General features: G+C 43.8%; 12 protein-coding genes. 9 read left to right on the top strand and 3 right to left on the bottom strand.

Annotation, left to right across the window (positions count from 1 at the left end):
- Positions 1–87: 87 nt before the first annotated feature.
- Positions 88–1,497: a glutamate--ammonia ligase gene (gene glnA / locus GO003_RS19855; RefSeq protein WP_159658807.1), complete on the bottom strand. Its 1,410-nt coding sequence runs from the start codon at positions 1,495–1,497 to the stop codon at positions 88–90.
- 645 nt (positions 1,498–2,142) lie between these two features.
- Between glnA and glnK the strand changes: the two genes are divergently transcribed.
- The 5 genes from glnK to GO003_RS19830 all read left to right on the top strand — a co-directional run bounded on the left by glnK (position 2,143) and on the right by GO003_RS19830 (position 9,739).
- Positions 2,143–2,481, top strand: a complete 339-nt coding sequence (gene glnK, locus GO003_RS19850) for a P-II family nitrogen regulator (RefSeq protein WP_159658808.1) — start codon at positions 2,143–2,145, stop codon at positions 2,479–2,481.
- A gap of 20 nt (positions 2,482–2,501) precedes the next feature.
- The gene (locus tag GO003_RS19845) at positions 2,502–3,776 is read left to right on the top strand and encodes an ammonium transporter (protein ID WP_159658809.1); all 1,275 of its coding nucleotides are present in this window, start codon (positions 2,502–2,504) and stop codon (positions 3,774–3,776) included.
- A gap of 382 nt (positions 3,777–4,158) precedes the next feature.
- The gene (locus GO003_RS19840; protein WP_159658810.1) at positions 4,159–4,497 is read left to right on the top strand and encodes a P-II family nitrogen regulator; all 339 of its coding nucleotides are present in this window, start codon (positions 4,159–4,161) and stop codon (positions 4,495–4,497) included.
- A gap of 283 nt (positions 4,498–4,780) precedes the next feature.
- Complete coding sequence (locus GO003_RS19835; protein WP_159658811.1) at positions 4,781–6,073, top strand: ammonium transporter; 1,293 nt, start codon at positions 4,781–4,783, stop codon at positions 6,071–6,073.
- A 330-nt stretch (positions 6,074–6,403) separates the two neighbouring features.
- Positions 6,404–9,739, top strand: coding sequence for a DUF748 domain-containing protein (locus tag GO003_RS19830; RefSeq protein ID WP_159658812.1), 3,336 nt, complete (start codon positions 6,404–6,406; stop codon positions 9,737–9,739).
- Positions 9,740–9,813: 74 nt separating this feature from the next.
- On the opposite strand, the gene GO003_RS19825 is transcribed toward GO003_RS19830, so the two are convergent.
- A complete protein-coding gene (locus GO003_RS19825; RefSeq protein WP_231089103.1) occupies positions 9,814–10,071 on the bottom strand; it encodes a DUF2024 family protein in 258 nt (85 codons plus the stop codon).
- Positions 10,072–10,268: 197 nt separating this feature from the next.
- Here GO003_RS19825 and GO003_RS19820 point away from each other — a divergent pair, with 197 nt between their 5' ends.
- The 4 genes from GO003_RS19820 to GO003_RS19805 all read left to right on the top strand — a co-directional run bounded on the left by GO003_RS19820 (position 10,269) and on the right by GO003_RS19805 (position 13,773).
- On the top strand, positions 10,269–10,793 hold the full coding sequence (locus GO003_RS19820; RefSeq protein ID WP_331001647.1) for a MarR family winged helix-turn-helix transcriptional regulator: 525 nt from the start codon (positions 10,269–10,271) through the stop codon (positions 10,791–10,793).
- Positions 10,794–11,087: 294 nt separating this feature from the next.
- Complete coding sequence (locus GO003_RS19815) at positions 11,088–11,267, top strand: hypothetical protein (RefSeq protein WP_159658815.1); 180 nt, start codon at positions 11,088–11,090, stop codon at positions 11,265–11,267.
- Between the two features lie 94 nt (positions 11,268–11,361).
- Positions 11,362–11,727 (top strand): hypothetical protein, encoded by a 366-nt coding sequence (locus GO003_RS19810; RefSeq protein WP_159658816.1) that lies wholly within the window; start codon positions 11,362–11,364, stop codon positions 11,725–11,727.
- 273 nt (positions 11,728–12,000) lie between these two features.
- Positions 12,001–13,773 carry an SLC13 family permease gene (locus tag GO003_RS19805; protein WP_159658817.1) on the top strand — a complete coding sequence of 591 codons (1,773 nt, stop codon included), beginning with the start codon at positions 12,001–12,003 and terminating at the stop codon, positions 13,771–13,773.
- Here GO003_RS19805 and GO003_RS19800 read toward each other — a convergent pair.
- Positions 13,742–14,632, bottom strand: a complete 891-nt coding sequence (locus tag GO003_RS19800; RefSeq protein ID WP_159658818.1) for an SDR family oxidoreductase — start codon at positions 14,630–14,632, stop codon at positions 13,742–13,744. The genes GO003_RS19805 and GO003_RS19800 overlap by 32 nt on opposite strands.
- Positions 14,633–14,647: the final 15 nt, after the last annotated feature.

Here is a 14,647-nt window from a genome sequence, read left to right as displayed (position 1 = left end):
GATGCGGCGGAATAAAAAACGCCCCATTATGGGGCGTTTTACTTTGGATTGCGTTGGTATAAACCAAACCGCAGATGCAGAGATTAATTACAAGCTATAGTACATATCAAATTCAACAGGATGAGTACTCATGCGCAGGCGAGTGACATCTTCCATTTTTAATGCAATATAGCCATCGATCGCATCGTCGGTAAATACACCGCCACGCGTCAGGAATTCACGGTCTTTGTCCAATGCATCCAACGCTTGGTCAAAAGAGTGGCAGACTTGTGGTATTGCTTTTTCTTCTTCAGGCGGCAGATCATACAAGTCTTTATCCATCGCATCGCCAGGATGAATTTTATTTTGAATTCCGTCCAGGCCGGCCATTAACATACCGGCAAAGGCCAGATAAGGATTTGCAGTCGAGTCAGGGAAGCGGACTTCGATACGGCGTCCTTTTGGATTTGAAATGAATGGAATACGGATGGATGCAGAACGGTTACGAGCAGAATAAGCTAGCATAACCGGTGCTTCAAATCCTGGTACAAGACGTTTGTAGCTGTTGGTTGACGCGTTGGTCAAAGCATTTAAGGCTTTTGCATGCTTGATGATTCCGCCTATGTAGAACAATGCCGTTTCAGATAAGCCGCCGTACAGGTCGCCGCTGAATAAGTTGACACCGCCTTTGGCCAAAGATTGGTGAACGTGCATGCCGCTGCCATTGTCGCCGACAATAGGTTTAGGCATAAATGTTGCGGTTTTTCCATAAGCGTGAGCAATGTTGGCAATCACGTATTTTAATTCCAGCACTTCATCCGCTTTTTTGACCAGGGTATTGAATCTGACGCCAATTTCACATTGACCGGCAGTTGCCACTTCATGGTGATGTACTTCAACAGTTTGGCCCATTTCTTCCAGAGTCAAGCACATTGCAGAACGCATATCCTGCATGGAATCAACCGGAGGAACGGGAAAATAACCGCCTTTAACGCCTGGACGATGCCCCATGTTGCCGTCTTCGTAGGCTTTTTCTGAGTTCCAGCCGGCTTCAGAAGAATCAATCTTAAACGACGCGCCGGAGATGTCTGCTGACCAGCGGACATCGTCAAATACGAAAAATTCGTTTTCAGGACCAAAAAAAGCAGTATCAGCAATGCCCGTAGATTTCAGGTAGGCTTCTGCACGTTTGGCGATAGAGCGGGGATCGCGCTCATAACCTTGCATGTTATTGGGTTCGATAATGTCACAACGCAAAATTAGTGTTGAATCATCAAAGAATGGGTCCATCACAGCGCTGGAAGGGTCCGGCATCAGGATCATGTCGGATTCGTTGATCCCTTTCCAGCCTGCAACCGAGGAGCCATCAAACATTTTGCCTTCTTCGAAAAGATCTTCGTCGATATCTTTGGCTGGAAAAGTCACGTGCTGCTCTTTACCTCGGGTATCGCAAAAACGAAAATCCACGAATTTAACTTCATTTTCTTGAATCATTTTAAGAACGTTAGCTACAGACATGTAGATTGTCTCCTGGGTTTGTTGTTGAGTAATGGGTTAAAGCTTACAGGGCATAACAATATCATTTTTCTATCTTAATGGCTAAAAAAGCCTTGCCGCTGTAAGCTTTTCGACGATTAAATAATGTGGCGATAAGCCGTTTAATTTATTGGTATCGTAATGATGCGAACGGCCTGCCATTCTCTTTGATCTATCGCCACTGTTTTGATCAATCAAGCGCATGCTTCATACAAAAAATCTATCCTGCATTTTCGCCTTGAAGCATCCAAAAGTGAATTTATAGAAAATTGAATTTCTTATACCTGTTTATTAGTTGGTTTGAAGAGCGATCTTGCTTTTCAAAAAATTAACTTTATGGATTGCGCCAGTTATGGCACTCCATCACTATTATTTAAAGCATTTCATGTGCCAGAAATTTAAATAGTTGTTAGAAAAGGATTTAAATGGTGCGTTGGTAGCTGTGTATTTTGTTAGCGCACCACAATGAGTCGTTATTGCTGTATTTTCGCACCATAATCGATCGCATGACCTGTGCTTTAGGGGGTCGATTATTTTTTATGCAAAGAAAAGAGCCGTCGAATTTGGTTGGCACAATCCATGCAAAAGGAAGATTGAGTTTTTGTCAACTTAACACGAGGCACACATATGAAACTGATTACAGCAGTTGTTAAGCCCTTCAAGTTGGATGATGTCCGTGAGGCATTATCCGAAATGGGGGTGTCAGGCGTGACGGTTACCGAAGTAAAAGGATTCGGCCGTCAGAAAGGTCATACTGAGTTATACCGAGGTGCGGAGTACGTAGTCGATTTTCTGCCCAAAGCAAAAGTGGAAGTTGCGATCGGCGATGATAAAGTCGATGCAGCGGTTGAAGCTATTACCAAAGCGGCAAACACTGGAAAAATTGGGGATGGAAAAATTTTTGTGAGCAACCTCGAGCAAGTGGTCCGGATTCGAACCGGAGAAACTGGCGAAGAAGCCCTTTAGTCTGAGACAGGAGAAACGTGGTGGATAAATTAACAGAACTGAGTTACGCATTAGATACGTTCTATTTGCTGATAAGCGGTGCCTTTGTAATGTGGATGGCGGCTGGGTTTGCCATGCTTGAGGCTGGGTTAGTCAGAGCAAAAAATACAACAGAAATTCTTACCAAAAACGTGGTTTTGTATGCAATTGCCTGCATCATGTATATGTTGTGCGGATATAACCTGATGTATCCCGGTGAGGCTGTCAACAGCGTATGGCCTGGTATCGAATTTTTATTGAGCAATATTGATAATGAAGCTGCCGAAGTCATTTCGGTCAATAATGATACAGACGACGACAATAATGTTGTCTATTCTAAAATGGCTGACTTTTTCTTTCAGGTAGTCTTTGTCGCGACAGCCATGTCGATAGTCTCCGGTGCGGTGTGCGAACGGATGAAATTGTGGGCCTTCCTGGGATTTTCTGTCGTCATGACTGGCTTTATTTACCCCATACAAGGTTACTGGAAATGGGGTGGCGGTTTTCTGGACACCTTGGGATTTTTTGATTTTGCAGGCTCCGGTGTTGTGCATTTATGCGGTGCCAGTGCTGCATTAGCCGGTGTTCTCTTGCTGGGTCCAAGAAAAGGGAAATACGGTGAAAACGGAGTTATTTACCCCATTCCGGGCTGTAACATGCCTTTGGCAACCTTAGGTACGTTGATTTTGTGGATGGGCTGGTTTGGTTTTAACGGTGGTTCAGAACTGATTATATCCAATGTCTCAGAAGCCAATACGGTTGCCAAAGTTTTTGTTAACACCAATGCAGCCGCCGCTGCTGGTGTGGTGGCGGCTTTAATCACCGCACACATGATGTTTGGTAAGGCTGATTTATCCATGATTTTAAACGGCGCATTGGCAGGTTTGGTTGCGATTACTGCCGATCCGGCCAGTCCCAGCACACTACTGTCTACAGGCATTGGTTTTGTTGCCGGTGGCCTTGTTGTGGTTGCCATTGTCACTATTGATAAGCTCAGAATCGATGATCCTGTCGGTGCCATATCGGTTCATGGTATATCGGGTATATTAGGTTTACTTGCGGTTTGTTTATCAAATGAAGAATCAACACTGTCGGCTCAATTAATTGGCATCGCTACGATTTTTGGCTTTGTATTCACTGCCAGTTTAGCCATGTGGTTCCTGCTGAAGTCAACTATGGGTATCAGGGTCTCTTCTGAAGATGAATACCAAGGTGTGGATTTCTCCGAGTGTGGTATGGAAGCTTATCCTGAGTTTACTTCCGAAGGCAGTAAGTAACGGACAGAATAGTAAAACAACAGGGCGGGCGCAGACGGCGCCCGTTTTTTATAAGCAGCTATTGATGGAATGATAAATTTTTTTGGGTATCTGCTAACCCTCTCCCGTTTTGTTAGATGTAGGTGCTTGATTTCAAAGGACGCATGAATTCGTCCCTGTTCCAGAAGCCTGTTCAATCAAAGCCTAAGCCTAATAAAACTAAAGGGGTGAGCAGATACAATAAAGGTATTGACGATCCAGTGTTTCCGGAAATTCAATACAATTTCTTACATACTTTACAATGAGACGGGATACACTCGGCTTAGGACAGATAGCAGAGTCTGTTTTGTTTTTGAAATCCTTCGGGGATAGACTAACTTTTTCAATTGTTTAGAGAATAAAAATGAAATTAATTACAGCAATTATCAAACCTTTCAAGTTAGATGACGTTAGAGAAGCGCTTTCCGAAATAGGTGTTGCCGGTGTAACGGCAACTGAAGTAAAAGGCTTTGGCCGTCAGAAAGGCCACACCGAGTTATATCGCGGCGCCGAGTATGTGGTCGATTTTCTTCCCAAGGTTAAACTCGAAATCGCGGTAACTGATGAAGTGGTTGACCAAGCGATAGAGGCAATTGTCAAATCAGCCAACACCGGAAAAATTGGTGATGGCAAGATTTTCGTATCCGCTTTGGAGCAAGTAATCAGGATCAGAACCGGAGAAACCGGAAGCGATGCCATTTAGGCACGTGAATAGATAACTTCCAAAACTGACTTGCCTTTTTTACAACATCATTGTTGCTTAAACGGTTGCATAGATTTCTATGGGCCTGTTTTCGCGCCTTGAACATGAATATAAATACGGTCTTATTTGCGTTAGTTATTTTATTTCAGTCCCTTGGCATCTTTGATTCACTTACCTTAATCAGCATATTTGATGAGGAGGTCACATCGAATAGGCTAACAATCATTTAAAGCCGGATTTGTTTTTTGATTTGAAAAACGCATAGCCGCGCTTAGAGGAAGCTATGAAATCCTATAATAATAATTATTTAATTTTTCTCTTATGGGCTTTGCCCGGTTTAGTTAGTGCGGATGAGTTAAACCCGAGCAACACCGCTTGGGTTTTAACCTCTACCGCTTTCGTGCTGTTTATGACATTACCTGGTTTGTCGCTTTTTTACGCTGGATTGGTAAGAAGCAAAAATGCGCTTTCGGTTTTGATGCAATGTTTTGCGATTACCTGTGTCGTTTCTTTACTCTGGCTTGCCGGTGTTTACAGTCTTATATTTTCTGATGGTGGTGAATGGCAGGAAATTATTGGCGGTACCAGTAAATTCTTTATGCCGGAGTTGGGAACGTCATCAATGACAGGGGATATTCCTGAAACTGTATTTTTTATGTTTCAGATGACCTTCGGTATTATTACTCCAGCGCTAATTGTGGGTGCTTACGCAGAGAGAATGAAATTCTCCGCGATGCTCTGGTTTAGCAGTTTGTGGCTGGTTATCGTGTATATGCCAATTTGTCACTGGATTTGGGGCGGCGGTTGGCTGGCCGATATGGGGGCTATGGATTTTGCAGGCGGCATTGTTATTCATGTCAATGCTGGTATTGCATCTCTTGTCTCGGCATTGGTCATTGGAAATCGAAAAGGTTTTCCAACCACAGCGATGCCGCCACATAACATGACTATGGTGGTTACCGGTGCAGGTATGTTGTGGGTGGGGTGGTTTGGATTTAATGGCGGCAGCGCCCTTAAAGCTGATGGCTCGGCAGGAATGGCTATTATAGTTACCCATATCGGTGCGGCGGCAGGTTCATTGACCTGGATGTTCATTGAATGGGTCAGGTTTGGCAAGCCCAGTGTGTTGGGAATAGTCACAGGAATGGTTGCGGGGCTGGGAACTATAACGCCTGCATCCGGATTTGTTGGTCCTGCAGGTGCCTTGGTCATCGGAATAACAGCCGGAGTGGTTTGTTTTTGCGCTACCCAGATCGTCAAACGTAAATTAAAAATTGACGACTCGTTAGATGTGTTTCCCGTTCATGGTGTAGGCGGAATTGTCGGGTCTTTACTGACCGGTGTGTTTGCAGCCACCAGTTTGGGCGGACTGGGTCTGGCGGAGGGTGTCTCCATTTTTGATCAAGTCAAGGTTCAGGCTTTGGCCGTTTTAGTCACAATAGGCTGGAGCGCCTTATTCAGTTACCTTATCTTGAAAGCGATTGAATGGACAATGGGTCTTCGCGTCACAAAAGATGAGGAGGAACAAGGCCTTGATATCGTGATGCACGAGGAAACGGGGTATCACAATTTGTAGTTCACACTCCTAAATAACTCTTTGTTCTGAAGAGTTCTGTGCAGGGACGCACTGTCCATCAGCATTGCCTAAATTTTCTCCTATCCCTGTTGCTATGCATAAGCGGGACAGTTTATGAGTGATTCATTTATAGTGTTGTAAGCTATTTTAATGAGTGACTTGTTGTTATCTTTCAATTTGAAAGATTCCCGGATATAAACCAATGTTAAGGGCTAAAATAACTAGCTTTAGATCTCTATTCGATCAAGGTATTGAGCTTTTTGCCAGACTTGATTTAAGCGTCTTTCAGGATTTTAGAGGTGTTAAGCAGTGCATTTTTTTGAATCAGGCATGGTAAAAAAACTCATAAAACCTACATTGATCACACTGGCCCTTGTGGCTTTTTATGCTGTGTCGGGGTTTTTTATCTTACCGGCATTATTGAAAATGCAACTTCCAGGATTGATCCACGATGCTACTGGTCGTCATGCCTCAGTTGAAAAGATTGCTTTTAATCCTTTTGATTTTTGTCTGGAAATTCAAGGGTTCACCTTGCAAGAAACTGATGGTCAGGCATTTGTTGCATTCGATAGGCTGTACACCGATTTGGCTGTATTCACTTCGATTAGACATATTGGCTTGGTCATTGATACATTTCAGCTAGATAAACCGTTTCTCAGGGTTGCTAAAAATCAAAAAGGAATTTTTAATTTCGATGATCTTGGCTCGGACACTCAAGAGGAAAAGGACGCATCGGAAGGTTTATTTCCTGTAAAGATTCATCAATTGAATTTGTCGGCTGGTTCGGCACTTTGGGAACATGCCCGGGCCAATGGAGTGGAAAAAGAAACCCTGCAGCCCATTAATCTGAAACTGTTGGAATTATCAACATTTCAGGATAATCCTGCCAATCTTGAACTCAACATGGCTTTTTCTTCGGGAGCAACTTTACAGTGGTCAGGCGAAGCCAGCCTTAATCCGATTCATTCCAAAGGGCTGATCAAACTCGAAAAGGCCGATTTATTCCGAATAGCCACCTTGTTTCTTCAGGATTTGCCGGGTGTCATGCTGGAAAAGGGTCAGCTGGCAGTTTCAGCTGCTTATCTATTGAATTATGACAATCGGGTTTTGCAACTGGACGCCCCGGAAACAAAAATTGATCTAGAAAGCTTTAAATTAACGGTTAATGATCAGGGGGGCGGCCAAACTCGTATTTTGAATGACAAAATGAATCTTCAGGCAGGGCTCGTTTTGCGATCAGAAGAAAAAGGATTGTCTCTGCAAAGCAAAAATACGCGGCTGGAAATGGATAACATGGATGTAAGCGGAAAAGATATGCCCTTAATCAAGGTTAAACACCTCGATTGGAATACCCATTTGGCTGTTGAGCAGTCTGCAGATCAGCTAAAACTGAGTGCCGGGCAAAATCAGATTAATCTGGCTGAAGTGGGTTTATTTCACCATGATGGATTAAAGCATTTTCCGGCTATTACGATAAGGTCGCTTAAGTCACAAAGCGAGTTTGCATTTGATGATGCCAATCAGGTTTTGAATTATTCGATATCGGCAGGTACAGCCGATCTTAAATCACTGGTGATAACCGATCCCGGTCAGAATTCTAAGGTGGTGACTGTTCCAACACTCGCAGTTCAGGGAATAACTGTGGAAGGGGGCAAGCAACGCGTCAAGCTGGCAAAAATTGACACAGCAAATGCGACACTTAATACCTGGTTAAACGAGGACGGCACGTTTAATTTGCAAAACCTGTTTGTTGTAAAGGGCACTGATAAAGAAACATCCCGCATTGCGGAAAGCGGCAATAGCAGTCAACCAGCGTGGCAGATTGCTGTAGATGATTTGGTAATTAACGATTATCAGGTCAGTTTTGCAGATAGAAATCAAAACAAACCTCTAGCCGTTGAACTTTCAGATTTAAATCTTCAGGTTAAAGGTTTTGATACGCTGAAAACGACAGCGCTACCTATCGATTTTAAAGCGCAGATTAACAAGTCCGGAAAGGTCAGTATTGCCGGAGATGCTGTTTTGGATCCTTTCTCAGCTGATTTCTCAGTGGCTCTTGACAACTTGCATTTGAAAGGATTTCAACCTTATTTAGAGCAGTTTGCGAAATTGGATATTATCGATGGGGGGCTCTCTACCGATGGGAGTCTTTCTTTAGCCTTGACTCCTTCCGGCGAACTGGATTTGAAATATAACGGTAATGCCAATGTCGACAGTTTGTTGCTGCGTGATCAAAAACAGCATCGAGACTTTGTTAAATGGGAAAATCTGCATTTGACAAAAATCAATGTAGATTTACTCAAGCAGCACTATTTCCTTAAGGATGTGCTTTTTGATAGGCCTTACATACGGTTGCTCATCAAAAAAGAAGGGGGAACCAATTTCGATGATGTTATTGCCGATAACACGGATGCTAGCAGTGCAGCGCCTTCTTCAGAAAAGATGAAGGCAAAGCCAAAAAATTCACCGGTCTTCAAAATTGGTGCGATTCAACTCAAGGACGGGATGTCCGATTTTGCCGATTACTCATTGATACTGCCCTTTGTTACCAAAATGACCCGGCTTAACGGGAATCTGCAGGGGCTTTCTTCCGACAAAGGTGCGACGGCAAAATTGAATTTGGACGGCAAAGTTTACGATTTAGCGAAAGTCGATATTGATGGTCAATATGCCCTTGATTCCGGTGATTCGGCTGTCGAGCTTAAATTCGAGGATATGCCTTTACCGTTGGTGACGCCTTACATGGCAGAATTTGCAGGTTATAAAATTGAAAAAGGCCAGATGTCGTTGGATTTGAAATACACCATCAAGGACAACAAACTCGTAGCAGAAAATAAGCTGTTCATAGATCAGTTTACTTTGGGTGAAAAAGTGGACAACCCAAAAGCGGTGTCTTTGCCTTTAGAGCTAGCCATTACCCTGATGAAAGATGGTGATGGAAAAATCAATCTTGAGTTGCCTATATCCGGTAGTCTGGATGATCCTCAATTCAGTGTCAGCTCGCTGGTTTTCAAAGCGCTGGGCAATGTGATAGGCAAAATTGCTTCAGCGCCTTTTAAGATGCTTGCTTCGCTGGTCAATTTTGGCAGTGATGAAGATCTCAGTATGATCGGTTTTAGTGAAGGTAACCCTGATCTGCCTGATCATGAAAAGATGAAACTTGATGCGATTGCCAAAGCATTAATCAGTAAACCGACGCTCAGTCTGGAAGTCAAAGGGGCCGCTTTTCAGGATTTGGATTGGCCGGCAATGCGCGACGAAGCCTTGAAAGATCAGCTGAAAAAAATCAAAGCCAAGGAATTGCGCACAAAAGGGGAAAGAACCCGTTCAGAATACATTGAGCTTTCTGAAGATGAATACAAACGATTATTAGCGCAACAGTTTATTGAGAAATTCCCATCATTGGCTGATGTTTCAATTTTTGGAACACCGAGGCTCAAAGAGGGCGAAAGTGGCGATTTTTATGAGGTTGCCAGGCAAAAACTTGAGGCGCTTTTACCTCCGGAAGAACAACGGTTAAATGACCTTGCGGTATTACGCGCCGGTAATGTAGCAAAATATCTGCAGGAGGCGGGTATAGCCAGTAACCGGGTATTTTTACTGGCAACCGAACTTGATCCTGAAAGGAGTGAGCCCGGGGTTAATGTGAAGTTGTCAATTAGATGATCTTTTTAGGCAATCAGGCTGGCGCAGGCCGTATTAGGCCTGCTAGCAATTCACAGCTATTTGATGAGGCAGTTCTATTTCGGGCAACCTTCCAATTTAAGGATGCTATAACCTTTGGTATCGATTTCATTGCGTATATCCGTAGGCGCTTCTGCACTATGGCAAAATACACAATTGGTTTGATTGACGATAGCGTCTGATTCACCGATGCTGGCTAACCATTCTTTTGCATAGGTGATGGCCATCTCAGGGTCTTTATTATCGAGCACAACATCGAAGTGCATTATCCGGCCCTTGACTGTTTTAGCATAAGTATCAAAAACATGAGACATTGACATAAGCGGTACTAAGCTCCTAAAAAAAGACCGGCAAAGTGCCGGCCTTGAGTCGCAAGAATCTGAGGAATCGTGTTCCGTCCTGGATATGAAAAAAGGTGGCAAAAAGCCATTTAGTTTCGAATCGAAACAGGGCATAATGTATTTTAATTCCATTTCATTTGTCAACTGAGTAATAAAAATTAAGAAACTCTATGCAAAAAGTTGATGTTTATAAGTTAATTGAACGAATGGCGGCATTAATTCGTTCGGAAGAACGAAAACGTTGCACGGAAATGGGTTTGCAGGTTGTGCATCTGCAAGTCATGGATTATTTGTCGCGCTGCAACAGATACAGCAATACACCGGTTGCGTTGACCAATTATCTGGGTATGACCAAGGGCACGGTTTCGCAAACGCTTCTTCTGCTTGAAAGAAAAGGTTTTATCATAAAAGAAGCCGATTTAGCCGATAAACGGATGGTTCATCTATACCTGACAGAGGAGGGGAAACTGATGCTAAGTCAAGCCTACCCCTCTGATCTTTTTAGTAATGCGGGCTTGTTTTTGGAAGAGCACAATCCTGATTTAACCGAAGAACCTTTTATTAATGCGTTGACGGCACTGCAAAAAGCTCATAAATCCAATTCCTTTGGTTTATGTAAAACGTGTAAGTTCTTTACTCATACGAATGACGGCTTTTTATGCGGATTAACCAAAGAAACTTTAGACCCAAAGTGACAGTGAAAAAATCTGCCAAGAACATACGCTGCTTTAATTTTCTTTATTGCGCTCATCAGCTTCAGAAGTCGGTAGTTTTTCTGATTGTCGTAAATTAATTCGAAAAAATATATCGTATCGAATCGATAATTTATTGACTTTTCCATTATTGCTTCTTATAGTATCGATGCACTACCAAATTGCATGTTTACGTTTGCATTAGACTTTATTTGAATAAACAGCCAGTTATCTGTGTATTTTTATATCGAGTCAAGTTTATAGCTTACAGAGATACTAATTAATCAGGGGATAATCATGATACAAGAAGAGCCCAAAAAAGACCGATTCTGGCTATATGTCGGCTTGTTTACTTTCTCATTAGTGGCCGTTTTACTGATGGTTAAAATGAATGAAAATGAAAAGTTTGAGCCTATCAAGCAACAATTGATAGAGGAGGAAAAACAAATGAACATTCGGGTTATAGGTAACCGGTAACGGCACACACTATCAGAGTTTTGACTGATTCAAGACGCATCACTTATGACTTAAATCGTTGCGCTTAGCCTAACCGCTTTAGCAGGAAATCACTATGAGAAAAATCTTAAAACTAATTTTCGCAGCCTCACTCACTTTTACGGCCAGCAATGCGTTGGCAACTGATTATATATATCGTGAACTGATGGCTAATACGTTACCATCTGCTAAATGTGAAGCAGAGTCAGCCGCAATAGCCAGCGCATCAAAAAACTATAATATTAAAAGATTCAGTAAAAAGTTCTGCCAGACTCAAGGTTACGGTTGGCATTTGGAACAAATTAAAGATTCCGGTAAACCGGTTTGCACGCCCTGTGATAACCCCAAAGAAACCGGGTTTCGTTGTCATATGGAAGATGTAGTGGTTGAGTGTAAGCGCATAAAACCGGGTTCTGTTGGCATGTTACCGGGGAAAAGCTAATTTCTTTCAGAACAATAAGCAGCAGATATTGCCAGGGAAGGGCATTAGTTCATTTTTGCTTACGATTCGACGAGTTCTAATAGATCCTTGAGACAAAGGGGCAATGAGAGCTTGTCGAATTATCAGCGCACCCAGTCGCCTCATCCAATGTCGTCAACCATCAGATACTCGCTCATTAAGTCAATAGCCGATGGACTAAAATCGGCACTCAATAAATCAATTTATCTTATAATGCCCCATTAAATTGCGTTTCTCAAAACTGAAGAGTAAAGAATGGATTGGCACGGTTGGCTTACTGTTTTACTGACTGCCGGTGTTTTATTGACACTGATTTTCTCACGTTTCACCCCGGATTTGGTGCTTATGGTCGCACTCACTGTGTTGAGTGTCGCCGGTGTATTGGATCCCAAACAAGCACTTTCCGGTTTTAGCAATGAAGGCTTGATTACTGTGGCGGCTATGTTTGTTATCGCAGCAGGCATCAGTTCGACGGGAGGCGTCGAAATGGTGGTCAATAAATTGCTGGGCAACCCAAAAACCACGCAAGGTGCCTTGCTTAGATTAGTTTTACCGCTAATACCCTTGAGCGCATTCCTGAATAATACGCCGGTTGTGGCAACCATGATTCCTGCGGTAACCCGCTGGTCTAAACGAATTGGTATTGCGCCATCCAAATTGATGATTCCGCTCAGTTATACCGCCATTTTGGGTGGGACATTGACATTGATAGGAACAAGCACAAACCTGGTGCTTAATGGACAATATCAAGCATTGACAGGAAAAAAAGGCTTTGAGTTGTTTGATATCACTTGGATTGGTTTGCCTGTTGCAGTTGTGGGTGTGTTATTTATTGTATTTTGTATGCCCTTTATGTTGCCTAACAGACAAAGTGCGGCCGAGCAGTTTGCCGATCGTAAAAAGTTTACGTTTGAAGTGGCTGTGGCGAATAATGGGCCGTTGGAAGGTGTAACCGTTGCAAAGGCCGGCTTACGAAATCTTCAGCGCATCTATCTGGTTGAGATAGAACGTCACGGAAGTATTGTGACTGCCGTGTCGTCAGAGGAAAAACTGCAGGGCGGGGACCGGTTGGTTTTTGTCGGTGAGACCAGTGCAATTTTTGATATCTTGCGTATTAATGGTTTGGTCCCATCTGTTAGCCAGACACCGGTAATAGACAAGGATACACCGGAGCGGTGTTTGGTTGAGGCAGTTGTTTCACAGCATTGCGACAGCATTGGCAAGGCTATTCGGGACAGTCATTTTCGTGATCGGTACGGTGCTGTGGTTCTTGCCGTGGCCAGAGACGGCGAAGCCATTCAGGGTAATTTGGGATCAATCGAGCTGCAACCCGGTGATGTACTATTACTGGAAGCGCGCCCTGCGTTTGTTACCCGGCAACGGGTACAACGCGATTTTTTGTTGATTAATGATTTGGAAGAAACGCGTCCCAATCATCAGCGCGCCAAACTGGCATGGGTACTTTTATTGGGAGTCATCGGTGCCGCAACATTTGGGCTGACCAGTATGTTGAATGCTGCCTTGGTAGGTGCAGGGCTCATCGTGTTGACGGGATGCTGCAGTATAGCCGAGGCCAGACGCAGTTTGGATTTGACCGTGCTGGTCAGTATTGCTGCAAGTTTTGCTTTGGGTAACGCTTTGCAGGTCAGTGGTGCGGCAGATTTTATAGCCCGTCATATTTTATCTATTGCCGACGGCAATCCCTGGATTTTATTGGGATTAACTTATGTCACCGTGTCGATTCTTACCGAGGTCATTACCAATAACGCGGCGGCATTACTGATGCTGCCGATCGTGTTGGCAATCACCGGTAGCCAGGGTTTAAATCCTGAACCATTTGTGTTTGCAACGATGATGGGTGCCTCAGCCAGTTTTGCAACGCCTCTGGGTTACCAGACCAATCTGATGGTCTATGGACCCGGCGGTTACCATTTTAAAGACTTTTTACGGGTTGGCGTGCCTATGAATATTATTGCCGCCATCACGACAGTGGGACTCATTCCTTACATTTGGCCGCTTCAGAACTAGTTTGATCATTGCGTATTTTTTGAATCATCGGCAGGTAGCCATCACGATAATCAGGGTAAATAAATTCATAACCCAATGCTTTTAGGCGTTTGTTATCACAGCGTTTGTTGAGATCAGGCGGAGTTGATGGCGGCTTCACTGAAGGTGGCCGGCACCCCAGTTGTTCTGTCATCCAGCTTACAACCTCCCATTGAGGGGCGGGGTAATCATCACTTGCCAGATAACAGGTCGCTAGTTTTTCACCTTTCAAGCGCAAGCCGATAAGAAAGACCAGCACCGTAGCGCAATCGTCCTGATGAATGCGGTTTGTGTAATAAGGCGGATCAAGCACAATTTCAGGTGCAGCCCGGGCCGAATTCAGCAAGTATTCCCGACCGGGTCCGTAAATACCGGAAAAACGAACAATCGTTGTTTCCGGCAAAGCAGATAAAAGCCTAAGTTCAGCGCGACGGATGAGTTTTCCTGAGGGCGAATTAGTTTCAGTGACAGAATCCTCATCAACCCATTCTCCGTTCGATTGACCATACACGCTGGTGGATGAAATAAAAAACCAGTGCGGCGGCCGTTCCGCTTTTTCGAAATGCTTGAGCAGGTTTTCCAAAGCCGTATCATAGACTGCCTGATAACTGGCCGTACTTCTTTGTCCCGGCGTGGGCATAAAAACCACCTCGTCAAAATTGAGAGACAGTGCCGTAAAACTTGACGCTTGAGTGAGATCCGCTTGAAAGAAAGTAACGGTTTCATTCGGATTTTCAGGAGGATGTCTTCTTATCCCCGTTACTTGGTGATTTTGCCTGTTCAATAAACCGGCAAGGCGGATGCCTATATCGCCGCAGCCGGCGATGAGAATATTAGCCATTGTGTTTTTACTCTG

Source organism: Methylicorpusculum oleiharenae (assembly GCF_009828925.2).
GTDB lineage: Bacteria > Pseudomonadota > Gammaproteobacteria > Methylococcales > Methylomonadaceae > Methylicorpusculum > Methylicorpusculum oleiharenae.
The sequence above is the reverse complement of the archived record's forward strand: the minus strand, read 5'-3'. Positions and strand labels throughout refer to the sequence as shown.

What these genes read in the sequence shown, in the direction of transcription:
- GO003_RS19810 (WP_159658816.1), top strand. Translation starts at nt 11,362, where the DNA reads ATGAGAAAAATCTTAAAACTAATTTTCGCAGCCTCACTCACTTTTACG.
- GO003_RS19805 (WP_159658817.1), top strand. Translation starts at nt 12,001, where the DNA reads ATGGATTGGCACGGTTGGCTTACTGTTTTACTGACTGCCGGTGTTTTA.
- glnA (WP_159658807.1), bottom strand. Translation starts at nt 1,497, where the DNA reads ATGTCTGTAGCTAACGTTCTTAAAATGATTCAAGAAAATGAAGTTAAA.
- glnK (WP_159658808.1), top strand. Translation starts at nt 2,143, where the DNA reads ATGAAACTGATTACAGCAGTTGTTAAGCCCTTCAAGTTGGATGATGTC.
- GO003_RS19820 (WP_331001647.1), top strand. Translation starts at nt 10,269, where the DNA reads ATGCAAAAAGTTGATGTTTATAAGTTAATTGAACGAATGGCGGCATTA.
- GO003_RS19800 (WP_159658818.1), bottom strand. Translation starts at nt 14,632, where the DNA reads ATGGCTAATATTCTCATCGCCGGCTGCGGCGATATAGGCATCCGCCTT.
- GO003_RS19835 (WP_159658811.1), top strand. Translation starts at nt 4,781, where the DNA reads ATGAAATCCTATAATAATAATTATTTAATTTTTCTCTTATGGGCTTTG.
- GO003_RS19825 (WP_231089103.1), bottom strand. Translation starts at nt 10,071, where the DNA reads ATGTCTCATGTTTTTGATACTTATGCTAAAACAGTCAAGGGCCGGATA.
- GO003_RS19840 (WP_159658810.1), top strand. Translation starts at nt 4,159, where the DNA reads ATGAAATTAATTACAGCAATTATCAAACCTTTCAAGTTAGATGACGTT.
- GO003_RS19815 (WP_159658815.1), top strand. Translation starts at nt 11,088, where the DNA reads ATGATACAAGAAGAGCCCAAAAAAGACCGATTCTGGCTATATGTCGGC.
- GO003_RS19830 (WP_159658812.1), top strand. Translation starts at nt 6,404, where the DNA reads ATGGTAAAAAAACTCATAAAACCTACATTGATCACACTGGCCCTTGTG.